18 protein-coding genes and 1 tRNA gene are annotated in these 22,950 nt (G+C 60.2%); 7 read left to right on the plus strand and 12 right to left on the minus strand.

Annotated elements, in window-relative coordinates; all coding sequences use genetic code 11:
• Nucleotides 1-84: 84 nt before the first annotated feature.
• The 5 genes from D0Y96_RS00910 to D0Y96_RS00930 form a co-directional block, all read right to left on the minus strand.
• Complete coding sequence (locus tag D0Y96_RS00910) at nt 85-768, minus strand: tetratricopeptide repeat protein (RefSeq protein ID WP_158562116.1); 684 nt, start codon at nt 766-768, stop codon at nt 85-87.
• Between the two features lie 77 nt (nt 769-845).
• Nucleotides 846-4,229, minus strand: a complete 3,384-nt coding sequence (locus D0Y96_RS00915) for a beta strand repeat-containing protein (RefSeq protein ID WP_147324878.1) — start codon at nt 4,227-4,229, stop codon at nt 846-848.
• A gap of 76 nt (nt 4,230-4,305) precedes the next feature.
• The gene (locus D0Y96_RS00920) at nt 4,306-5,346 is read right to left on the minus strand and encodes a thioredoxin domain-containing protein (RefSeq protein WP_117297339.1); all 1,041 of its coding nucleotides are present in this window, start codon (nt 5,344-5,346) and stop codon (nt 4,306-4,308) included.
• A 142-nt stretch (nt 5,347-5,488) separates the two neighbouring features.
• Nucleotides 5,489-6,070: a hypothetical protein gene (locus D0Y96_RS00925; RefSeq protein WP_147324879.1), complete on the minus strand. Its 582-nt coding sequence runs from the start codon at nt 6,068-6,070 to the stop codon at nt 5,489-5,491.
• A 321-nt stretch (nt 6,071-6,391) separates the two neighbouring features.
• On the minus strand, nt 6,392-6,946 hold the full coding sequence (locus tag D0Y96_RS00930; RefSeq protein ID WP_147324880.1) for a hypothetical protein: 555 nt from the start codon (nt 6,944-6,946) through the stop codon (nt 6,392-6,394).
• Between the two features lie 912 nt (nt 6,947-7,858).
• On the opposite strand from D0Y96_RS00930, the gene D0Y96_RS00935 reads away from it, so the two are divergent.
• Both D0Y96_RS00935 and D0Y96_RS00940 read left to right on the plus strand, forming a co-directional pair.
• Nucleotides 7,859-8,386: a helix-turn-helix transcriptional regulator gene (locus D0Y96_RS00935; RefSeq protein WP_117297347.1), complete on the plus strand. Its 528-nt coding sequence runs from the start codon at nt 7,859-7,861 to the stop codon at nt 8,384-8,386.
• An 80-nt stretch (nt 8,387-8,466) separates the two neighbouring features.
• Nucleotides 8,467-8,787, plus strand: coding sequence for a PilZ domain-containing protein (locus tag D0Y96_RS00940; protein ID WP_117297349.1), 321 nt, complete (start codon nt 8,467-8,469; stop codon nt 8,785-8,787).
• A 10-nt stretch (nt 8,788-8,797) separates the two neighbouring features.
• Here the strand turns inward: D0Y96_RS00940 and D0Y96_RS00945 are convergent, their stop codons facing one another.
• The gene (locus D0Y96_RS00945; protein WP_117297351.1) at nt 8,798-10,093 is read right to left on the minus strand and encodes a choice-of-anchor Z repeating domain-containing protein; all 1,296 of its coding nucleotides are present in this window, start codon (nt 10,091-10,093) and stop codon (nt 8,798-8,800) included.
• 358 nt (nt 10,094-10,451) lie between these two features.
• On the opposite strand from D0Y96_RS00945, the gene D0Y96_RS00950 reads away from it, so the two are divergent.
• A complete protein-coding gene (locus D0Y96_RS00950; RefSeq protein ID WP_117297353.1) occupies nt 10,452-12,350 on the plus strand; it encodes an Ig-like domain-containing protein in 1,899 nt (632 codons plus the stop codon).
• Between the two features lie 75 nt (nt 12,351-12,425).
• Here D0Y96_RS00950 and D0Y96_RS00955 read toward each other — a convergent pair whose 3' ends face one another.
• Both D0Y96_RS00955 and D0Y96_RS00960 read right to left on the minus strand, forming a co-directional pair.
• Nucleotides 12,426-12,773 (minus strand): DUF488 domain-containing protein, encoded by a 348-nt coding sequence (locus D0Y96_RS00955; RefSeq protein WP_199480144.1) that lies wholly within the window; start codon nt 12,771-12,773, stop codon nt 12,426-12,428.
• 54 nt (nt 12,774-12,827) lie between these two features.
• On the minus strand, nt 12,828-14,480 hold the full coding sequence (locus tag D0Y96_RS00960) for a S10 family peptidase (protein ID WP_117297357.1): 1,653 nt from the start codon (nt 14,478-14,480) through the stop codon (nt 12,828-12,830).
• 209 nt (nt 14,481-14,689) lie between these two features.
• Between D0Y96_RS00960 and D0Y96_RS00965 the strand changes: the two genes are divergently transcribed.
• A complete protein-coding gene (locus tag D0Y96_RS00965; RefSeq protein WP_117297983.1) occupies nt 14,690-15,313 on the plus strand; it encodes a hypothetical protein in 624 nt (207 codons plus the stop codon).
• 133 nt (nt 15,314-15,446) lie between these two features.
• Nucleotides 15,447-16,754, plus strand: coding sequence for a M48 family metallopeptidase (locus tag D0Y96_RS00970; RefSeq protein ID WP_117297359.1), 1,308 nt, complete (start codon nt 15,447-15,449; stop codon nt 16,752-16,754).
• Between the two features lie 13 nt (nt 16,755-16,767).
• On the opposite strand, the gene D0Y96_RS00975 is transcribed toward D0Y96_RS00970, so the two are convergent.
• Nucleotides 16,768-17,730 carry a quinone oxidoreductase family protein gene (locus D0Y96_RS00975; RefSeq protein ID WP_117297361.1) on the minus strand — a complete coding sequence of 321 codons (963 nt, stop codon included), beginning with the start codon at nt 17,728-17,730 and terminating at the stop codon, nt 16,768-16,770.
• A gap of 207 nt (nt 17,731-17,937) precedes the next feature.
• On the opposite strand from D0Y96_RS00975, the gene D0Y96_RS00980 reads away from it, so the two are divergent.
• On the plus strand, nt 17,938-18,984 hold the full coding sequence (locus tag D0Y96_RS00980) for a metallophosphoesterase (protein ID WP_117297363.1): 1,047 nt from the start codon (nt 17,938-17,940) through the stop codon (nt 18,982-18,984).
• A gap of 49 nt (nt 18,985-19,033) precedes the next feature.
• Here D0Y96_RS00980 and zwf read toward each other — a convergent pair whose 3' ends face one another.
• From zwf to D0Y96_RS00995, 3 genes are all read right to left on the minus strand, one after another.
• The gene (zwf, locus tag D0Y96_RS00985; protein WP_117297365.1) at nt 19,034-20,413 is read right to left on the minus strand and encodes a glucose-6-phosphate dehydrogenase; all 1,380 of its coding nucleotides are present in this window, start codon (nt 20,411-20,413) and stop codon (nt 19,034-19,036) included.
• Nucleotides 20,414-20,513: 100 nt separating this feature from the next.
• Nucleotides 20,514-21,521 carry a zinc-binding alcohol dehydrogenase family protein gene (locus tag D0Y96_RS00990; RefSeq protein ID WP_117297367.1) on the minus strand — a complete coding sequence of 336 codons (1,008 nt, stop codon included), beginning with the start codon at nt 21,519-21,521 and terminating at the stop codon, nt 20,514-20,516.
• Between the two features lie 54 nt (nt 21,522-21,575).
• Nucleotides 21,576-21,652 (minus strand) — tRNA-Arg (locus tag D0Y96_RS00995).
• 139 nt (nt 21,653-21,791) lie between these two features.
• Here D0Y96_RS00995 and D0Y96_RS01000 point away from each other — a divergent pair.
• Nucleotides 21,792-22,805 (plus strand): zinc-dependent alcohol dehydrogenase family protein, encoded by a 1,014-nt coding sequence (locus tag D0Y96_RS01000; RefSeq protein ID WP_350448936.1) that lies wholly within the window; start codon nt 21,792-21,794, stop codon nt 22,803-22,805.
• The last annotated feature ends 145 nt before the right edge of the window (nt 22,806-22,950 follow it).

Here is a 22,950-nt window from a genome sequence, read left to right on the forward strand (position 1 = left end):
CGGAAGTTCATTCCACCACGGAGGTGCAATGGCCGCAATTGTGCAATTGGCTTAGTCCTGCATCCGCGCAGCAGCGCTTTTGCATTACTCCTCTTCAAGTGCCTTCAGCGCATCCTGCGCATCGGGAAAGCCCTGCTGGCTTGACTTCTGATACCAGGCAATCGCCGCGGTTTTGCTCTTCTGCACGCCGAGTCCGCGCTCATACAGATAGCCGACCTTGTACTGCGCTTCCGGGCGCCCCTGCTGCGCCGCCATCAGATACCACTTCATCGCGTCTGTATAACTCTGCTGCGGCCCCTGTCCTTTTTCATACATCTCGCCCAGACGGTACTGCGCTTCAGGGCGCCCCTGTTCAGCCGCCTTCTCATACCACTTCGCCGCTTCGGCGTAGTCGCGGCTTACTCCCCGTCCCTGGTCATAAAGCACGGCCAGCCGGTACTGCGCGTCTTTGTATCCCTGTTTTGCCGCGAGCGTGTACCACTTCGCAGCCTCGGCCGGATCAGGCGGGCGAATCCCTGCATCGTACATGCCGCCCAGCTTGTACTGTCCGTCCGCGTAACCCTGCTCGGCGGCCATTTTGAACCACTTCATCGCCTCGCGCGAATCGCGTGGCACCCCCAGAGCGTAGGTCATGCCAAGCTTCACCTGAGCCGCCGCATCACCGGAAGCTGCCTTCGCTTTCAGCGCGGCGTGGTCGTCCTGCGCGCGGGCGGAAACAAGCGGCATCACCGCCACGATCACGGCAAACAGTAATACAAGTCGCTTCATACTCATCCTCATTCCCGCCGGCCAACCGGCGCCGTCAGCCGGACTGAAGTTATCCCGCAGAAAAACTTCGCGCTCCTTTATTGCTCGAAGTGCAGAATGGTTGGCTCAGTCACCGCCGCATCCACATCCAGTCCGAAACACTCCGAGGTGCTGGCTACCCAGACCGCGATCGTCCTGCCGCTGGGTGAGGTCAGCAAAATCGCGCCCCGCCCATTATTCGAAACGCTCGATACGGAGTACGTTCCTCCCAGCCCAAGATTCAACGTCAGCGACGAGCTCTGGCTGAGATCCTCCGTACCGGTCACGCTTCCCTGTCCCTGAATGCTGTTTCCGCCATCAAAATTGGCGATTCCTGAAAAGAGCGGTGTCGCTGCCTCAATCGGCTCTCCCGATCCGAAGATGTACGTGCCGAGAATATCGGCGTTGGAGAACGGCGGAATGATCTGCTGCTGCTTCATCTCGCCAATCGCCACAGCGCCCGTCGAGGCATCCATCAGGAATGCACTGTTCTGCCCGAAGGCATACAGGTACCAGATTGTGGTCGTTCCTGTAGACGGATCTGCGAGATTGATCGTGCCGCGTCCATTGAGCTCCATGTCATACGCGCCGTTCAGCACGCCGGCCACGGTGACATTGCCTCCGCTGTTCTGATCGAAGATCATCGTCACACCCTGGCTGCCGTCAAACTGGAGACGTCCCACCGTATCCTGCGGAGCGCTGCCATTCGTACCGCTCAGGTTGAAGACAGATCCGCCATTCAGCGATGCGGAGGTAAATGGAGCTCCGTTCTGGAACTCTGCCGGCCCGCTGAAGATCGGATTATCAAAGCTGAGCGGATCGGTGGAGATCATCAGAAATTCATTCGCGGAGACGATATAGAAGGCGAAGTTAAACGTGCCTCCGTCGAATCCTGGAATGCTCAGCGTTGCGGTGCCGCGCCCCGTCGCGTCATCGACATCGTAGATTCCATCGAAGGTCGCGAAGGTGGGAGAGACAATGCCTCCATCGTTTACATCCAGACTGCTCCCTGAAATAAAGCCGCTTCCGCTCGGGAAGATCAGCCCCAGAGCGCCGATCCTCGATCCGCTCACGTCCATGCCGGTAAGGCTGAACGCATAGCCTCCGGAAAGCACCGAAGCATCGAAGGCCGCAGGCGTCTGCAGCTCGATCACACCTGAGCCGCGAACACCGGTACTGTCGAAAGAGATAAAGCGCCCCTTCGTACCCAGCAGATTCAGCGAGAACCGGTACGTATGCGTGCCCGCCGGACTGCTGATCGTCATCATGCCGCGGTTATCGCCACCTAACTGATAGGTACCCGCAATCGACAGGTCTGTGCTGGAACCGGCGGAGTTGTTTACGTCTTCAAGACCCGATGTGATCTTTCCCTGACCGTCGGCCGTGAACGAACCCGCGGACTGATAGACGCCGTTGCTGTCGAAGCCGGTGAACAGGAACGCATACTGGCCGTTCAGCTTCGAGTTGTTCGTAGGCGTAATGGTAACGGCAGCAGCAGCAAACGACGACGTATTCGCCTGCGATGCCGCCTTCACCGTTACGCTCGCCGGGTTCGGAACACTGGCCGGTGCCGTGTACAGACCGGCAGCGGTGACCGTGCCGCAGGCGGCTCCCGAGCATCCCGGCCCGCTGACGCTCCAGGTCACAGCCGTATTCTTTGTTCCTGAAACCGTCGCGCGGAACTGCTGCTGGGTGCTCACCGTAACAATCGCATCGGCGGGCGAGATCGTTACCTGAATAGGCACGATGATCGTCACCAGCGCGGAGGCCGAAGTCACGCCATCCGCAATGGCAGTCGCCGTCACCGTCACCTGCGCCGGATTCGGTACCGTATCCGGAGCGGTATAGAGACCACCCGGGTTGATCGTGCCGCAGGCTGCTCCCGCGCAGCCGGAACCGGAAACACTCCACGTCACACCGGAAACCGATGTGCCGGTCACCTTTGCACTGAACTGCTGCGCAGCTCCAATACCGAGCTGTGCTGAAGTCGGCGAAATCGTCACGGCAACCTGCTGCTCCAGGACCACGGTTGCTGTGCTCGACTTTGTCGGATCGGCAACCGAGGTCGCGGTCACATTCACCAGCGACGGATTCGGCAAAGTCGAAGGCGCGGTGTAAAGACCGCCCGTCGTGATCGTGCCGCAGGCCGATCCCACACACCCAAAGCCGGAGACGCTCCACGTCACACTTGTGTTGCTGTTTCCGGTGACTGCCGCTTTGAACAGCTGCTGCGCTCCTGTATTCAGTTGAATGCTTCCCGGCGTAACCGACACGCTCACCTGCGTCGACGAAGTAAGAATCGTCACTGTGGTGGAAGCCGACATCGCCGGATTCGACAAGGAGGTCGCAGTGACCACAATCGTTGCCGGATTCGGCGCAGTAGCCGGTGCCGTGTAGAGGCCGCTCGCATTGATCGAGCCGCAGGCAATTCCCGTGCAGCCGCTCCCGGAGTCGCTCCAGATCACAACGCCGCTGCCTGAACCGCTCGCTGCAAACTGTACCTGGCCCCCCGGCTTTACCTGCGGAGACAGAGGCGAGATCACCAGCCCTGATGAAGCTGCGACAATCGTCACCGTTGCTTTGCCGGATTGAGAAGGCGCAGCAACAGCCGTCGCAATGATACTCACCGCAGGCGAAGCGGGAATCGCTGCCGGCGCCGTATACAGGCCCGATGACGAGATCGTGCCGCAGGCTGACCCGCTGCACCCCGCTCCGGCAAGGCTCCATCGGACCGCCGCATTCGTGCTTCCCTTTACCGTGGCGGAAAACTGCTGCTGCTTCCCAGCGCCGACCTGAGCCGTCAGCGGAGATACGGAAACAGAAACAGTGGTCGCCAGCTCAATGACGACCGTCGCCGATGCAGACTTCGATGTGTCGGCTGCTGAAGTCGCCGTCACCGTGGCCAGCGACGGGTTTGGAACGACAGCGGGCGCCGTGTAAAGCCCCGCGGCCGTGATTGTGCCGCACGACCCGGCAACGCATCCCACGCCGGAGACGCTCCAGCTCACCGCGGTATTCGATGTTCCTGTAACGCCGGCTGAAAACTGCTGCTGCCCGTTCTGACCAATCGTGACCGACGTTGGCGAGAGCGTGACGCCGACACTGGCCGCAGCTCCGACTGTAACCATTGCGGTCCCGCTCTGCGTCACGTCTGCAAGCGACGTGGCAACAACCGTGACCGCAGACGGATTCGGCGCAGCAGCCGGTGCCGTGTAAAGTCCATCGGCGGTAATCTCTCCACAGGTAATGCCGACGCAGCCCGCGCCCGACAGGCTCCAGATAACAATGTTGTCTGCAGAACCGGTTGCGCTGAACTGCACCTGCGCGCCGGGCTTCACCTGCACAGCGGCGGGCGACACCACCACAGCGGCCGAAGCCAGGAGTGTGCTCTCAAGCAGGGTGACCAGAAACACCATCCATGCCATTCTTTGAATACGCGTCATAGGTCACCTCTTGAGATCGCTCTCCCTGCGTTCCCGTTCTCCTCTGTCCGCGAACGCAGGGCAGACAGCGCTGTTTTTATTTCTGTGAGATCTGCGGCTCCCGGTGCATGACGGCGGCCGCATTCATCTGCTGATTCACAATGTCCTTCAGCGCCGCATAGTCAATCACGCCACTGAAGAAATGTCCGTTGACGAAGAAGCTGGGCGTGCCGGTCAGCCCGAGGCTCTTTGCCTCATCCAGATCCTTCTTTATCTCGGGCGCTTCTTTTCCACTGTCCAGACAGGTGTCAAAGCGGTCTCCATCCAGCTTCAGCACCCGAGCATGTTCCTTCAGCGCATCCACGTCCAGCAGGTGGCTGTAGAAAAGAACGTCATGATACTCCCAGAACTTGCCCTGCTCACCGGCGCAGCGCGAAGCCTCGGCTGCCTTTTCGGCGCTGTGATGCATCGGCAGCGGAAAATCCTTGAAGATCAGCGTCAGGTTGTCGCCATACTCCTTCTTCAGCTGCTGAATCTGCGGATTCACCTTCTGGCAGTATGGGCACTCATAATCCGCGAACTCCACCAGAACCACCGGAGCATTCTGCGCGCCGCGCGCGTATGCCTTCGCCGTATCCACATCGGCGGAAGGGGGCATCAGCAGAACGTTGATCTTCGCTTCTTTGCGGAGGTTCTCGATAAAGGCGGCGCGGGCTTTGGTGCGGCGCAGCTCGCGAAGATGCTGCAGCACCTCCTCGCGTACCGCCTGATAGGGGTCCTGCGTCTCCAGGCCTTCGTAGTACACCTCAAGCTGGTCTTCTGTGGGGTCCTTCACATCCTTGTACACAACCGTATTCATAAGCTCGTCCAGCGAGATGTTTCTTTTGCGCGCTTCATCCTCCAGCAGCCTGTTATCGATGAGCTCTTCGAGGGCCTTCCTCTCGTTCAGGTAGTACTGATATCCGGCCTGCAGAAGCTTTCCGCCTTCCTGCTGCTGCAGATCCGCAACGGTAAGGTTGCTGCCGCCAACTCTGGCAACCACTTGTGAGGCCTCCGGCCTCGTCTGTCCATGGCAGGTAATGGTTGCAGTCAGAGACGCCGCCAGGAGGAGCGAGCTCGCGATTCGCACAGTATTCATTGCCTGTTCCTTCTCTACCGTCAGATTTGATCTGGATAAAGAGTGCCAGGGTAGGTGGGGACTGCCGTCCCTGGCACTTCACTTGCCTTGCGTGCCCAGGCATCGCCGACTCTTTATCGGCTATGCCATGGCAAATACTGCATCAGTCACCGGTACCGCACGAGCAGATACCATGCCCGCTGCCCAGAATATTCACGAAACTGCACTGCGCCTGCAGATTCGCCAGCTCGGAGGCGCCGAGGGTCGAGTCTGAAGATTCGGTTTCGGTAATAGGATAGGCAGTGCCTACCGGATTCTGAATATGTGTCACCCATGCCCGCAGATTCGCGGTCGGCTTGACATTCGAAGTCGGATCACACGGAGAGTTATTGACCGCGGCCGAAACGATCTTGATCACGCCATTGCTCGAAATCACACCGGTCAGTGGATTCGACGTAAGGTCGCGACGGACTGAAAGAGTACGCAGGCCATTGTGAGTCTCCACGCAGCCGCAGCATTCGGTGAGCTGCTGATCTGCGTCAAAGACGTAGACCATGGCGCAAAGGTTCCCATACGTCAGGCCGGGATTGTCGATCCGGACTGTCGCATCGGGAGCCGCGCCCGCGTTGTTGGAGAAATAGTTGACTTTGAAAACGTCCTGAGCAGAGGCAACGCTGGCGCCTAATGTAATCAGGCCAACGATTACCAAAGCCAGGTTCAGGGTCTTACAGAGTGTAAGTCTCATTGTAATGCTCCTCCTGGGCGCCTTCTCTGCTGTAGGGTGGAAACAGCTTCCCAGCGCTCGTGCCCCACTCTAGCCGTTCATATCGACATTACAATTACCCAGTTGACCTAATCCGCTGCGTTATACCGCTGAATCTACTGCTTACGGATTAGTTACGCCTGCTTTTACTGCTCTTTCTGCGCTGTATCAGTTACTTCCCGCTAACCCTTTTTAGTTAATCCTGCCGAGGGCCCTGCTCCTGCTTTTCTGCGCATGCCTTCCTGCCTGGCTGCAGCTCCCTCGAAAGTTCTTCGCCATAAAAACCCGATTCGTTCTGTGTGCTTATTGCTGGGCCGCCTGCGCTGCCTCCTGAGCATCCAGTTCCTGCAGCTGCTTCTTCTGCAGCTCGTCCAGAATCTGCCCAGGCGTCTTTCCCGAAGCTGTGGCTGCCTGCTGAATATTGACGTTGGTGGGTATACCGTTCCCACCAGGATCGGCCACAGCTTCTACTGCCGCTGGCTGCACCACGGGAACTTCGCCGCCGCCAAAGCCCGCGCCATAAAGCGTCGGGCCGCCGGCCTGTTCAGCCATCGCTCCTGCTGCAGCTCCCGCCGGAACCGGAGGCGGCTCGTTCGTGCGGGCGGTAAGAATAAGCTGCTGTACATGTTGCGAATCCTGCGGCGAACTCACTAACACATAGTTCACATTGGACCCATCAAGCAGGATCTCGAGTACTCTGCGCGCCGAAGCCGGCCCTATGTCATCGAATATTCGGTTATCCGCACTCTGCGGCGGCGCGTCGATCGCGATCCCTGTAAGTCCTTTGATTGAATCAAGAATCTGCCCGAGCCTGGCTCCATGTCCGGATACGGTCAGCTCGCCGCCGATATAAGACACGACCGGGGACGCCGGATCTGGCTGCGGCATAACGGGCGCAGCATCGGCTGCTGCCGCCGGCGTGCTCTTCTCCTGCGCAGTATCTGCAGGAGACTCCTGCGGAAGCACCGGTGGGGCATCTGTTCCGGCTGTACTCTTCGGCTGCGCAGGCTGCGTATGCTGAGCTGGTTCATCGCGTTTCCTTCGGCATGCCGCGCCTTCCAGGGCGGATACATCGGCCGGATCATCCGCATTCGAAAGATGAAGCGATCGCTTCGCCGATGCGGAATCGGAAGCAGAGCTGCTTTGTCCTTCACCGTCGGCGGACGAATCCCCGGATTTGGTGCTCAGGCTCTTCCCTCCTGCGCTCAGATCGCACACTTCTTCATGCGACGTCGCAGCAGGAGCTGCGCTTTGCTGTTTTTCCTGCTGTCCATATGCTCCGGCGGCCGGTGCAAGCAGTGCTCCCAGAGCAGCAAGCAGCAGAAATCGTTCTGAAAACAGAAAAGGATGACGGCAGGCAAATCTGATTGTTACAGGAACGGTTGCAAATGCACTATGAAGAGACGATGGTGTGTGGCGGCACAGCATAAGCACCCTCCAACCCGCCAATTCCATCACTCTGTTATAGGAACCGCAATCGTACATTTGGCTTAGTCTGAGGGGTTGACTAGTCTGCATAGCTAACGAGTGACTAGTTCAGATGGATATACCCAAAAAGATACATCCATTCCCCTTGACAGTTCGGGGTATTCAGGGAAAGACTGCCATGTGCTATTGAAGTTCTTATTCTTGTTCCTTGGTTATCCCCCCGCGAGCAGGAAGTGATAGTTCAGGCTTACGGCACACCACTTCGCTCTATCTATATCCGAATTTCCCCTCAGAAGACCGAGGCAGGAAATTGTTTATGTGGAGAGGAGAACAACCGTGTCTATGGTCATGGGCGAGCCGGGGTTTATTCTTCTGGATGAGACCCTTCATCCCATCGCATTTAACCCAGCTGCAATACAGATCCTTGCTTTTCCGAACAAGCCCGAACGAATTAAGCCTGTAAATGTCTTCCTTTCAGACAAAATTCGCTCCAGTCTTCTGAATCATCACGGGAAAAGCGATCCGGAATTTGTGCGCGAATACCGTTCCGGCAGCAGACGATATCTTTGCCGCGCCTTCCGCCTCAACTGCAATCTGTCCGCGCGCACAGGACTGGCCATAGCGGTGCTGCTTGAGCGGCACATGTCCGGCTCTGAATCTCTCGAAGAGCTGGCGCAGCAGTTCGACCTTACCGGCCGCGAGAGCGAGACCGTCTCATTGCTGCTCGAAGGACTCACCAGCAAAGAGATCGCCAACCGGATGAACATCAGCCCCAATACGGTGAAGGCTTTTCTGCGTCTCGTGATGGTGAAGATGGATGTCTCCACCCGCTCCGGAATCGTAGGAAAGATTGTCGGCCCTCTGCCCTGAAACACACAACGGCTCTAACGCCGGACTAATCCATCTGAAGAATTTACGTGCCGTTGACAGTTGCGTAATCATCGCGGTACGTGAAACATGCAATCCAAACCGACCGCCGGCAGGCCGCGCGCTTCCCGCAGAGTCTGGAGATAAAGATTCAGCCGCTTCCCCAGCTCGGCTCCAGCCGCACCCTGCGAGCAGGCGCCATCACCGGCCGGATTCAAAACGTCAGTGAAGGTGGCATCTGCCTTATTACCTCGCGCCCCATTGAAAAGTTCTCCCTGCTGCGCTGCGAAATCGCCATCGGCGACGTACCGTTGCACATCTCCACGCTGATGCAGGTTCGCTGGACACGAAAACAGAACATGCAGCCGGAGAGTTACCTCTCCGGCCTTGAGTTTCTTCTTTAAGCTTCGCGCCTCAGTTACAGGCAGGAGCTGTGTTGTAGTTCACGCATCCTGAAGTCTGGTTGCCGATCGTCCAGACAGCAGATACGTATGGGTTGTTCGCGCGGTGAATGAAGTAGTAGATCTCGCTGAACGCGGAGCCGAGCGTCACCGGTGTGCCTACGTCGTTCAGCTGATCGGTCCACTGCACAGGATCGCAGTTCTCATTCCAGAACATCTCCGACTGAATCACGCCCGTGATCGGCTGACTGGGTGAGACTCTCATCGCCTGGTACTGTTGCCCCTGGCTCGTGTAGATGCAGGCATTCCATGTCACCGTGATACCCGATGAAGCAGAGACGACCGGCACAGCAGCGGTCGATGCAGTGTAGGAATCGTCATACGCTACTACCTGAAGAGTGTGCAGGCCGGCAGACAAGGCGAGATTCACGCCGATGGAAGGATCGGGATTGACATCGGTCCACAACAGCTTCCCCGCATCGAAGATGCCCCAGAAAGCAACGCTCCCGTCTGTATGACTCGTCTGCGCCGCTGTCGCCGTAATGGTCACCGAGCCGTTCACCGATTGATGCGGCGATGGAGACGAAACGGTCACGAGCAGACTGGAGCCCGCAGGACTGGTCGGCGATGCACCGGAAGAGCCTGTACCCGCGCTGCTGCCGGTTCCTGAACCGGCTCCTGTCCCTGCGCCGTCGCCCGTCGATCCCGAACCGGAGCTCGAGCCGGACGAGCCGCTGCCGGAGGATGAAGTGCTGCCCGATGAAGGCGAATAACACCCATAGCAGCCCGCAGAGCTGCCTCCCGAAGAAGAGCTTCCTGAGCCGGAACCAGCGCTCGACGAGCCCGATCCGGAGCCGGTGCCTGAACTGCTGCCCGCGCCTGAACCTGAAGCGGAGCCGGAGCCTGTATCGCCCGATGAGCCCGCAGACCCGGATGATCCGGAGCCGCTGCCGGCGCTCGTACCCGAAACAGTGAGCACGAGGGGCTGAGATGCCGTCTCCGCCGCGTAGTCGGCGACATCCACTTCTACCGAACCGGACTGAGCCACATCATCGGCATACACGCCGGCCATAAGCATGCCTGTATTGATGAAGTAAGTCTGAAGCGGCTGAATGCCATTCGCGGTATGGAGCCGCACAACCGATCCGGAGTTAAAGCCGGAGCCGGCAATCGTCAGCACAAAGCCTCCACTGCCGGCCTGCACACTCGATGGCATAAGACCTGTGATTGTCTGGCCGGCTGCAATGCCGGAGAAAAGCAGGCTGGCGAAAAGACACGCCAGCAGAACGATGCGCGGGGGATGCGACATGAATACTACCCTCGATCCTTGGAACACTTCAGACAGAAGTGCGCAGATTGTACTGCTGAAACAAGAATCAGGAAGAATAGAAGAGCTGAAAATCAGCAGGATCGAAGACTACTTCATTCCCACTGTGTATGGCTTGTTTCCGTGTACTCGATCAGTCTACCAACTGGCTTTGATGATTCTTTGTGATTAGTCCGAATGGGTTAGTTCGTAATGGCTATATCTTTTAAACTAATACATCTCCCTTACTGACATTCGCCTAGGCATGATAGAGAATTGCCATTCCCCCGGCCAATGAAGTCTGCTGAAGAACGCGGTTAGCCCATCGGAATTAGTCAAAGCAAGGGGGATCACTGCCATCATGAAGAATCCTGCCGAGGCGTTCTCTGCGGCGTCGCAAACAGCCGTCGCCACCGCCGCTGCCTTTCTGATGCTGTTCTTACTCGCATGCGGAGCCCCGCCCATGACGACCACCACAACCATGCACCTGATTTCTCTGGTCGTTACTCCATCGGCTTCGAGCATTGCACTGGGACAGGTCCAGCAGCTCAAAGCCACCGGAGTCTTCAGCGATGGCACCATCAAAGATCTGACGCAGTCTGCCGCATGGACAAGCAGTACACCCGCGCTTGCAGGCGTCGATGCATCGGGACTCGTCACATCGCTTTCTCCTGGCGCTGCGAACGTAACCGCGGCGATAGAGGACTTTCGCAGCAGCGCGGTTCTCTCCATCTCCAAAGCTGCGCTGGTATCGATCGCGCTCAGTCCTGAAGCCTCATCCGTCGCTCTCGGCAACACCATCCAGCTGACAGCAACCGGAACCTATACCGATAAAACCACGCAGGACCTGAGCAGTCTTGTGACCTGGACAAGCTCACAACCCGATGTTGCCGTGATGAGTTCTTCCGGTCTCGCCGTCTCGCGCTCCATCGGCACATCCACGGTCGCAGCAGCTCTCGGATCGATCGACGCCTCCACGCCGCTCACCGTTTCCGCGGCAGGACTGGTGTCCATCGCAGTCGCTCAGAATCATACGGCGATTCCGCTCGGAACCACGGCACAGTTCACCGCGAAGGGCACCTATACCGACGGCAGCACACAGGACCTTACCAGCTCTGTTCGCTGGAGCAGCCTGCCTGCAGGGGTTCTCAATATGGCTTCCACCGGTCTCGCGACAACAAAGACGACCGGAGCCGCCACCATCACTGCCGCCTCCGGACCCATCAGCGGCAGCGGCGCGCTGACTGTAACTGCGGCGGCGCTTACATCCATCAGCGTAGTCTCATCGAATCCTGCGATGCCGCTCGGCACCCGGCAGCAGCTCACCGCTACCGGCACATATACCGACGGCAGCACGCACGACCTTACGACATCGGCCGCATGGTCCAGTACATCCGCCGACGTCGTGACCAGCAGCGGTGGCGGGCTGGTCTCCGCAAACTCACTCGGCAGCGCAACCATCTCCGCTGTATCTGCGGCCATCAGCGGCAATATCGATCTGACGGTTTCGCAGGCGACGCTCTCTTCCATCAGCATCACGCCCGCCAGTCTGACGATGCCGCTTGCAGGCAGTCATCAGCTCTCCGCAACCGGGATTTATACCGACGGCAGCAGTCATGACATCACACAGTCCGTTACCTGGACCGTGGACGATCCCACCGTCGCCGGCATCGATTCAACCGGAACCGCAACCGCACTGAAGGTCGGCGCCACCAATGTGGAATCAAGCTCCGGAGGAGCGACCGGATCGATCACGCTGACAGTGCAGCCGCTCTCTGCGGTCGGATACTTCACGCACGCCGCATCCGATCCGGATGCAAACGTGCGCATGACAAACCCCGGCACGACCGGTGCAAATCTGTGTTCTATGGTGTACGTCTTCGATCAGGATCAGCAGATGGCGGAATGCTGCGGCTGCGTCATCTCGCCCGATGGCCTGCGCACGCTGTCTCTGAAGAATGACCTTCTCAGCAATCCACTTACCGGAGTATCTCCGGTCGCGGGCTCAGTGATGCTCGTCCCTTCCGACTACGCCACTAATACGTCCTGCAACGCCGCGACGCTTACTCCCTCCGGACTAACAGTTGCATGGGCTACTCATCTGCAGACTACTCCGGCGAGTCCGGCCACCGCGACCGAGACTCCGCTTTCGCTCACGCCCCTCGACCCGGCGCTGACATCCGCTTTGCAGGCTCAGTGCAGCTTTATCCAGCAGCTCGGCTCCGGGCACGGCATCTGCAGCTGCGGAACAGGAGACTAACCCGATCGTGCTCCATCGCAGAAGGGATCGATTGATCGAAGGATTAGCCCGTATGTCTTCGCCGGGCTGTTCCTGTCATGTATGTTTCATCAGATAGGATTTGAGCGCGACGGCATTGTTATGCTCCCTATCATGCGAGCTGTAAAGAAGCGTCACGCGCCCATGGTGCATCGCCTTTCGAATCGGCTCAAGCGCGTCATGCTCTTTATCCAGCTCCGCGTAATACTTCCGCTGAAACTCCACCCACTTCGCCGGATCATGGCTGAACCACTGCCGTAATTCTGTGCTGGGAGCCACGTCTTTAAGCCACGCTTCAAAGTGCAGCGCTTCTTTTTTGATCCCGCGCGGCCACAACCGCTCTACCAGAAAGCGTGTGCCGTCATCGGAGCTCTCAGGGTCGTAAACACGCTTCAGCTGAATCACCGCCCTGCTCCTTTCCGCGCCATGCTCTTCGCCATGCCGCATCCCGCAATCGTGCTATCGATTGCCGGCCTCTGTGCCGCGAATAAACGCCGCCACATTTTCATGCAGCTGCTTCAGGCTTGCATCGTTGACGTAGACCATGTGCCCCGAAGAATACCAGTTGTACTGAATATTGGATGCGAGGCTCGACGGTATTGGCAGATGCTTCTCTTCATACTCCGCGGCATAGAACGGCGTAGCCAGATCATAGTAGCCGCCATTGACCATCACCTTCAGCTTAGGATCGGTCTTCATCGCGGTGGCAAGGTCCGGACCGACATTCAGCTCGATCGGGTTGCCGTCATGCTTCAGGTCCCACTGAAAGCCGCCAAACTGCGCCTCCGGCAGATAGGTCTGCCCTTCTCCGTACTTCAATATGTTGTGAGCATAGTCGTTAAACAGCGCGACATAGGCCGACGAGATCGCCGAGCTCTGCGGATCATACTGCGCCTCTTCGCTCAGCGGGTTCACCGACGGACCGGAGAAGCGCGTATCCAGCCGTCCGGTCGTCAGGTCGTCCGCGCTTTGCAGGTTCTTCTCAAAGCCGCCGCCGCTCACGCGCAGATCCGCCCGAATCAGATAGTCGGTGGAAAGGCCGGTATAGTCGTGCAGCTTTTCGGCAATGGCTCGCTTGTCGGCGTCGGAGAGATCGGTGCCCTCGGCGAGCGCATGCGCATAATCGCTCATCGCAAAGTTCTCAACCTCTTTTAAAAAGGGCTCCAGCGCCGGAGGCTGCTGCGGCAGCCTGTGATGATACCAGGCGGTCGCGGCATAGGTGGGCAGAGCCAGCTCGAAGGGCAGGTCGATTCCAGGATTGGCGCGCGCCTGATCGATATCGGAGTTGAAGTTGAATATCTGCGAAAGCAGAATCACTCCGTTCAGATCGATGCTCTTCTCGTTGGTCAGAATATTCGAGAGAACGGCGGAGCGAGTCGTGCCGTAGCTTTCGCCGAAAAGATACTTCGGCGAATTCCAGCGGTTGTACTTCGTCAGAAAGCGCACGATAAAGCGCGCAAAGGCGTGGGCATCTTCATCCACTCCCCAGAAGGCCTTTTCCTTATCCTTGCCCACCATACGGCCATAGCCCGTGCCCGGCATGTCGATGAAGACCAGGTCGCTGGTATCGAGCAGGCTGTAGTCGTTATTCACCAGCCGGTACGGCGCTGCCGGCAGATGCGCGTCGCCGGCCGTTGCCACATGTTTGGGACCGAAGCAGCCCATGTGCAGCCATACCGTCGAGCTGCCGGGCCCTCCGTTATAGAGAAACGTAACAGGACGCTCGCCGGGGTTCGCATCCTTTTTGAAGTAAGCAACGTAGAAGATGCGCGCCACCGCCGGCGCATTCTTCGGGTCTTTCTCCGTCTCCGCCGCCAGATCGGTATCCGGCAGGGGCTTGCCGTCGTCTCCAAGCTGGGCATCCTGCTCGTCCGTCGATCCAACGGTCAGGGTTCCCGCGACCGCGTCATACACAATGTGCTGCCCGCCCACGTCGACCGATCCCTGCGTGGTCACCTCCTGGGGCGGAGTCTTCTCCGCAGGAGCCGGTTTTGCAGCATTGGCGGGGGCCGCATTCTGAGCAGCCAGGGCAGACAAAGGAGCAACACTCAGGGCGGCGGCCAGCAAAACGGCCCCCGGCAGAACAGCTCCCGGCAGAAACGATCGGCGCATTCGAATTCTCCTCGAGCGAATAAGCGACCTGCAGTACATGTTGTCGAAACGACCTGCAGTATAAGCCGCCGCGCAGCATGAATTGTATCTTCGGGACCAATGGCGCAGTTTATGGGACGGATGGCCCCGGTGCGGGCAAAAATCGCGGCAATATCCGGCTCCCGCACATGCATCGCGCCATGGGCAGGCGGTCAATTTAAGATATGAAGATGGCCGATCAAATTTATCTCAGCCTGTGGTACCCCAACTTCCGGCTGATTGCCCTGCCTGCTGCGCTGGAAAAAGTAATGGAGCAGTTTACTGCCGTGGGCGGCTCGGCCCGGGTCCGGGCGGCGGCGGCGTATCCCATCTCCTGGAATGAGTCGCCGGTCTACCAGCGCGTCTACGACGATGCCCGCGAAGAAGACGATGAGGCGGCCAGCCCGCGCCAGGCCATCCAGGCAGCGACCGAGATGCTGCACGAAGACTTCGCCTACGAGTTCGAGCTCACCTGGGAGCTGTGGGTTCCTGAAGAGGCCAGCGGCATGGACCCCATCTGGAAGCGGGAACCCCGCGTGGTGCGCGTCGTCGGCTTCGGGCCCGAGTTCGACGAAGGCTCCTTTGAGCAGAACGGCCAGATCCGCGTGGATTTCGGCACCGATACCCCGTTTCTGTACGAAGAGGTTCATCTCGATCCTGATAGCGCCCTGCATGTGAAGCAGAATGTGCAGCTTCTGGTCGACTTCACCAACGCGGTACAGAAGCACGGCGGCATCGCGACGCGGCTGCTCTGGTCCGAATCCGGAGAAAGCCTCGCACAAAAGCTGATCGCCCGGCTGCAGCACGTCAACTGAGGCGTTCAGCCACTCTTCCGCTCCCGGGCAAACCGGTTGTTATGCGCTGAAAATAAGGGCGAAAGTGCCTCCCTAAAGGGTGCATACTACGTCTAACAGGGGCAGAGTGTATCTGCCCTCTGCCGGAGTTCCTATGGCGATCGAAAAACTTTCTTCCCGGGTCTCGCTGCATCTGCTGATCGCAGCAACTCTGGCCCTTGCGCCCGCCGTTGCATCGGCAGCGCCTGCGGCTGCACCGGACCAGTCCGGTGGATCGCAGAGTTCGCCATCCTCATCGTCCGGCCAGTCCGGAACCAGTACCCCAGCTTCGTCTCCGGCCTCCGCCGGCGGCACCGCGCAGACCACCTCGGCGCCGTCTGACGCCTCCGCGAAGGACAGCAAGGCCCCCGCGCAGGACAGCGCCAATAAAGACCAGGACAAAGATAAGAAGGACAAAAAGAAGGATCAGCAGAGCGCCGAGGTTCCACAGTCGGCCTTCCCGCAGGCGCAGCCGGACCAGAACGGCATGATGCCTGGCGTTAAACCCGGCAGCATCGATGACGTCAGCTCCATCGGCACCCGCGATATCGGCGCCCGCGGCATGGGCAACTGGTACTCCACCGACTCCGAGATCAAGATGGGCAAGCAGTACGCCATGGAAGTGGAGCGCAGCACGAAGTTCATCACCGATCCCATGATCACCGAGTACGTCAACCGCATCGGCCAGAACATCGTGAAGAACTCCGACTGCAAGGTGCCCTTCACCATCAAGGTCATCGACTCGGACGAGATCAACGCCTTCGCCCTCCCCGGCGGCTTCTTCTTCGTCAACTCCGGGCTGATTCTTGCCGCGGACGAAGAGGCCGAGCTGGCCGGCGTCATGGCGCATGAGACGGCGCACGTCTGCGCCCACCACGCGGCGCGCGAGATGACCCGCGCCAACTACGCGCAGCTCGGAACCATTCCGCTCATCTTCATCGGCGGCTGGACCGGCTACGGCATCTACGAAGCGGCCAACATCGGCATTCCGCTGACCTTCCTGCAGTTTTCGCGCGAATTCGAAGCGCAGGCCGACTACCTCGGCGTGCAGTACATGTACAAGGCCGGCTACGATCCCGATGCCATGATCAGCTTCTTCGAAAAGATCGAGAACCTCGAGAAGCAGAAGCCCGGCGCTGTGGCTCGCGCCTTCGCTGACCATCCGCAGACGCCCGACCGCATCGGCCACTCGCAGGAGGAGATCGCCCGCATCCTGCCGCCGCGCGACGAGTACCTCGTCACCACCTCGGAGTTCAGCGATGTGAAGGCGCGTCTGGCGCGGATCGAGAACAAGCGCAAGCTCAAGGATCTGAAGAACGGCAGCAAGCCCACGCTGCGGCGGGCCAGCACTTCATCCACGGATTCGAGCGGCGGAGACGACCGCCCGACGCTGCACCGCCGCGACGACACCAACAGCAATTAGCCTTTGCTTCCTGTCACAAGGTGACGACGACTCGTTTGCCGTCGCCCTTCCGCGTCCATGCCTGCTCAATCTGCGCCAGAGGCAGCGTCTCCAGCTCGATATGCAGTTTGCCCTGCGCGGCCAGCGCAAAGAACTCCGGAATCGCCTTCACGATCTGCTCGATCGACGCGCTCCCAAAGCCGCTCCCGTTAATCTCCAGCCCGGAGCTGCGCAGCACATCGGCAGGAAGCGTAATCGTGGCACCCGCGCTCTGCCCTACCTCCACCAGCCGCACCCGTCCCGCCTTATGGTCGAGCCCGCGCTGTGAGATCGCCCGGATAAACGCCTCCGTCGGCGCGCCCCACAGATAATCGATGACCACATCGATGCCTCCGGCCTTTACCTCGCTGGCAAACGCCGCCACCAGATCCTCCTGCGGCTGGTCGAGCTGAATCACCGCATTCGCGCCCAGTGCCCGCAGCGACTCCAGCTGTGCAGCGTTGCGTCCTGCCGCGATCACACGCCGCGCGCCCAGCAGCTTCGCCATCTGCACCGCCAGATGGCCGGCCACTCCGGTCGCTCCCAGAATCAGAACTGTCTCGCCGGCGGCAAGCTGCGCCCGCCACGTCAGGGAGAGCCATGCCGACATGCCCGGATTCGCAAGCGCCGCGGCCATCTCATGCGTCAGCCCCTCCGGCAGAGGCAGGCACATCCCCTTCGGCACCACAGTGCGCTCCGCCATCGTTCCATAAGGCTTGCGAGCCCCGCCGCAGTACACCCGCGTGCCGTCTGCCAGAACGCCGGTGCCGTCAATGCCCACGATGAACGGAACATCGCCAGTGCTTCCGTAATGCGTGCCCGCGGCCAGCGCCTTCACAATCGGGTGAATCCCCGCAGCGCGCATCTCGACGATCACCTCGCCCTCACCGGCAACAGGATCGGAAAAATCCTCACAGACAGGAAGCTGTCCAAGCTGATGCAGTACCGCTGCTTTCATAAACCGATTCCTCCGACACCACTTTACCGGGAATGCACCGCGAAATGCTCTTCTTCCGCGATAGAGCCGGCGCCGGCAGCCCACAACGGAAACAAAATATCAGGAGACACACAGAGCTGCTGCGTCGTTTCCCTGTTCTCTGCCGCCATATTTTCTAAGGTATTTCTCAGACACTTTCTATTCATCCGGCAGTGATATAACACGCGCATGAATTCTGATCCGACACGTTCCGCCCCACTGAACCGCCGCCGCTTTCTGCAGCAGAGCTTTGCCTTCAGCGCTCTGGCTGCTCTCGGTTCTTTTCCGCAACACGCCACTGCTCTGCCTTCCGCTCATGGTGAGGCCGATCTCCTGATGATCGGCGACTGGGGCTACGACAGGCACCACGAAGGGCAGATCGGCGTCGCCGCCGCCATGCGCGCTTACGCGCAGCAGCATGCGCTGAAGACGCAGGCGCTGCTCATGCTGGGCGACAACTGGTATGGAGAGCTCGCAGGCGGCGCGCAGTCGCCGCGCTGGACCGAGCAGTTTGAGGCCATGTATCCGGACGGCGCCTTCCCCTGCCCGGCGTATGCCATCCTCGGCAACCATGATTACCAGCGCTTTCCGGAGAGCAAGGTCGACGCCGAGCTGGAGTACGCCCGCAGCGGCAAAACCGCATCAGGTCCCACCCGCTGGACCATGCCCGCCCGCTGGTACACCTTCGAATTCCCCGCGAAGAAGCCTCTTATCACCTTCATCGCGCTCGACAGCAACGTGCCGCACCTCGACGGTTCCACCGGCAAGGGCCGCGACTTCACGCTCACGCCGCAGGAGCATGCCGAGCAGATCGCCTGGTTCGAGACGGAGCTGAAGAAGCCGCGCACCACGCCGCACCTTGTCGTGATGGGGCATCATCCCGTCTACTCCGACGGACCGCATGGCGATCACGCGGTGCTCATCCGCGACTGGGACCCGCTGCTGCGCAAATACAATGTGCCTGTTTATCTCGCCGGACACGACCACGATCTGCAGCACCTCGAGTTCGAGGGGCATCCGACCAGCTTCTTCCTCTCCGGCGGTGGCGGCGCGGATCTCTACACACTGAAGATCGATCCCTCACAGCGCGGACCCTATGCGGAAAAGGTCTATGGCTTCAGCCATCTTACGGTGACGAAAAAGAGCCTGACGCTCCGGCACCTCGATCAGAACGGACACACGCTCCACGCCTTCTCGAAGACATCCGAGGGCAAGGTCAGCATCCTGCACGTCTGATGCATCCTGCACCGGGCAGGCCCTGATGCAGCAGAGCCTGCCCCGGCAGTTACACGTTCGTCGGATTATCCCAGCCGCCGAAGTCGGCCGCGAGCTTCACCGCATCGGCCGGTCCCCAGCTTCCCGGCTCGTAAACCTGAACCGGAGGCGGGCTCTTCAGTACCGGATCGAGAATGCGCCACGACTCCTCGACATAATCCTGGCGGGCAAACCACACCTGGTTCCCGCAGCTCGCATCCTGCAGCAGCTCCTCATAAGGCAGCAGATCGTACTCCCCGCACTGCTGATCGGCAGTCAGCTCGACCATGCATCCACGCAGCCGCTCACCTGCTTCCTTCACCGAAGCGCCGATCGAGATCAGCGGCTTCGGACTGACCCGGAAGCACACATAATTCTGCGGCGTCAGCTGCTCGGAGAAGACGGGAGGCGTCTGACGCAGACGCGCCACCACCTCCGTCGCCGTCACCGGCAGATTTTTGCCCGTGCGGATATAGAACGGCACGTCGCGCCAGCGCCATGAGTTCACAAAAAAACGCAGCGCCGCAAAGGTCTCGACCTGCGAGCCCGGCTTCACGCCCGGCTCATCGTGGTAGCCGCGGAACTGACCCAGCACCACATCCTCCGGCCGCAGCGGCTGCACACTCTTCAGCACCTTCATCCGCTCGTCGCGCAGCGCTTCGGTGTCCGGACACGGAGGCGGCTCCATCGCGATATTGCTCAGCAGCTGCATCAGATGGTTCTGCACCACATCGCGAATGGCGCCCACGCCGTCGTAAAACGCGCCGCGCCCCTGAATGCCGAACTTCTCCGCCATCGTGATCTGCACGCTCTCAACATACTGGCGATTCCAGATGGGCTCGATGAAGGCGTTGGCGAAGCGGAAGAAGATCAGATTCTGAACGGCATTCTTGCCGAGGTAATGATCGATCCGGAAGATGTCCTGCTCGCGAAAGACGCGGGCAATCTCTGCGTTCAGCGCTCTCGCCGACTCCAGATCGCGTCCGAAGGGCTTCTCCACCACCACGCGCGCGCCCTCGCTGCAGCCAGAGCTCTTCAGCTGGTCCACCACTTTCCCAAAGAGAATGGGCGGAATCGCGAGATAGTGCAGCGGATGCTTCGCCGGCCCCAGTTTCTCGCGGACCTGCGCGAAGGTAGCAGGATCGTTGTAATCGCCATCCACATAGCGAAGCCGCGCTTCGAGCTGCGGAAAGCCTTCCGGATCGAGGCCGCCGTGCTCTTCCACGCTGTCTTTGGCGCGGGCCTTAAACTGCTCCAGGTTCCAGCCCGACTTGGCCACGCCGATCACCGGGCCATTCAGTCTGCCGCGCTTTGCAAGCCGCTGCAGAGCGGGAAAAATCTGCTTATAGGCAAGATCTCCGGTGGCGCCGAAGAACACAAAAGCATCGGATTGCGGCTGGGGCTGCTCCATCCATCACCTTTTCTGGTTACAGTTTCATCCGGGTTTCACGTTCACATATTTGATGATGCGGAGCGCTGAATCGTCTCGCACCGCGTGCGCTGCTTCCGTCTTACTGCGCTACCTCAACCATAATTTTGGTGAAGCCAGCCGGGTTGGCGGCCCACTCCGACAACATCGACGGCGCCCGCTCCAGCGGAACAATCGTCGTGATCGCTTCATCCACCGGAAAGCGGCCCGTCTCAAGCATCGCCACCACCCGGCGAAAATCCTGCGGCAGAGCATTGCGCGAGCCCAGAATATCGAGCTCCTTCTGCACAAAGAGCCGCGTCTCATACGCAATCGGCTCCTTCGCGTATCCGATATAGACCACGCGCCCGGCAAAGGCCACAACCTCGACCGCCAGCCGAAAGGTCGACGGAAGCCCGATCGCCTCGATCACCACATCCGGCCCCTCGCCCTGCGTCATCTCGCGCAGCCGCGTCGCCGTGTCCTCGCGGCCTGAGTGAATCACCTCGGCGGCTCCGGCCAGCCTCGCCGTGGCCAGCTTCGTGTCATCGAGGTCGATGGCAATCACCCGCGCGCCATTGAATGCCGCACCGGCAATCGCGCCCAGCCCCACGCCGCCGCAGCCAAAGACCGCTACCGTATCCTCTTTCGTGATCCGGCCGCGGGCCGCCGCATGAAAGCCCACCGTGAGCGGTTCCACCATGCACAGATACCGCAAGGGAAGCGTCGAAGGAAATACCTTGCCCGGAGCTACCGCCAGCCGCTCCACAAACGCGCCATCGCGCTGTACGCCGTAGGTCAGGTTATGACGGCACGTGTTCTCGCGGCCACGGGTGCATGCCGGGCAAACTCCACAACCCAGATAAGGAGAGACCGCAACATGTGTCCCTGCCGGAATCGACGCGTTGCCCTCCAGCACCGTAGCCGCAATCTCATGCCCCAGAACGCGCGGATAGGTAATCAGAGGATTTCTGCCGCGAAAGGAATTCAGGTCTGAGCCGCACAGCCCGACCATCTCGACCTGCAGCAGCAGCTCACCGTCCTTCACCGCCGGCTCAGGAACATCCACAACGCGTACATCGCCTGCTTCCATCAGCGACAGCGCTTTCATTGCCTCTTCTCCTTCGTGGATATGGCTGAACCGGAGTGCGGGGCCCGGAAATCGTGGTGACCCTGGGAAGATTCGAACTTCCGACCTGCGGTTTAGGAAACCGTCGCTCTATCCACCTGAGCTACAGGGCCACATGCAACGTCTCATTACGACGGCCTCAGCAAACCGCCGGAGTGAATGACAGGCTCGCGCCTGGCACGCCGGCCATGCACGCTGCGAAGCCACTTCATGAGTTTACAACGGCAGCGCGGCGGCCGAATCTGTGCGAACATGTCTGCCATGAAAGCCGCCGTCCTGCATCGTCCCGCGCCGATGGAAACCCGCCCGCTGGCCATCGAGGATCTCCCCGTCCCCGAGCCCGGCGCAGGCGAGGCGCTGCTGCGCGTCGAGGCATGCGGCGTATGCCGCACCGATCTGCACATCACCCTGGGCGAGCTGAAGCCTCTGCGCGAGTGGGTAACGCCCGGACATCAGATCGTCGGGCGCATCGAGCGCTTCGGCTCCGCGGTGCCGCAGGACTCTCTCCACATCGGCCAGCGTGTCGGCGTCTCGTGGCTCGGCGGCGTCGACGGCACCTGTCCGCTCTGCCGAAAGGGGCAGGAGAATCTCTGCGACCATCCTGTATTCACCGGTTACTCCGTCAACGGCGGCTACGCGGAGTACGCCACAGCACGCGCCGATTTTCTTATCCCGCTGCCCGAAGAGCCCTCCGCCGAAAGCCTCGCGCCGCTGCTCTGCGCGGGCATCATCGGTTTTCGCAGTCTGCGCGTGGCCGGCGTGCAGCCGGGCGACCGCGTCGGTCTCTTTGGATTCGGCGCATCGGCCCATCTCACCATTGATGTGCTGAAGCACTGGGGCTGCGAGGTCTATGTCTCGTCTCGCGGCGAATCGCACCGGGCCCTGGCGCGCGAGCGCGGCGCTGCCTGGGTCGGCGACGCTACGGAGAAGCCTCCCGCAGCGCTCGACTGCGCCGTCACCTTCGCGCCCAGCGGCGACGTGGTTCTCGCCGCGCTCGGCTCGCTGCGCAAGGGCGGCATCGTCGCCATCAATGCGATTCATCTCGACCGCATTCCGCAGTTCGACTACGACTCGCTGCTCTGGGGCGAGCGCCAGATGCGCAGCGTCGCCAACATGACACGGCAGGATGCAAAGGATTTCGTCGCCATCGCGCAGCAGATCGGCATCCGTCCGCAGACCACTCGCTTCCGCCTCGACCAGGTGAACGACGCGCTCGATGCGGTTCTGCGCGACGCCATCGACGGCGCGGCCGTCGTCCTTCCCTGAAAAGAACGGCATCTTTCGGTGCCGCCCCGCCCTCCTGCGGACCTGCCAGGAAGACAGGGCGGACATGTCGTTCGTTATTGACCGCAGCAGCTGGCGCCATGACAGCAGGCGGGCTGATCGCAACACATACTGACTGCCGCCTGTG

Origin of the sequence: Paracidobacterium acidisoli, assembly GCF_003428625.2 — a bacterium.
Lineage (GTDB): Bacteria > Acidobacteriota > Terriglobia > Terriglobales > Acidobacteriaceae > Paracidobacterium > Paracidobacterium acidisoli.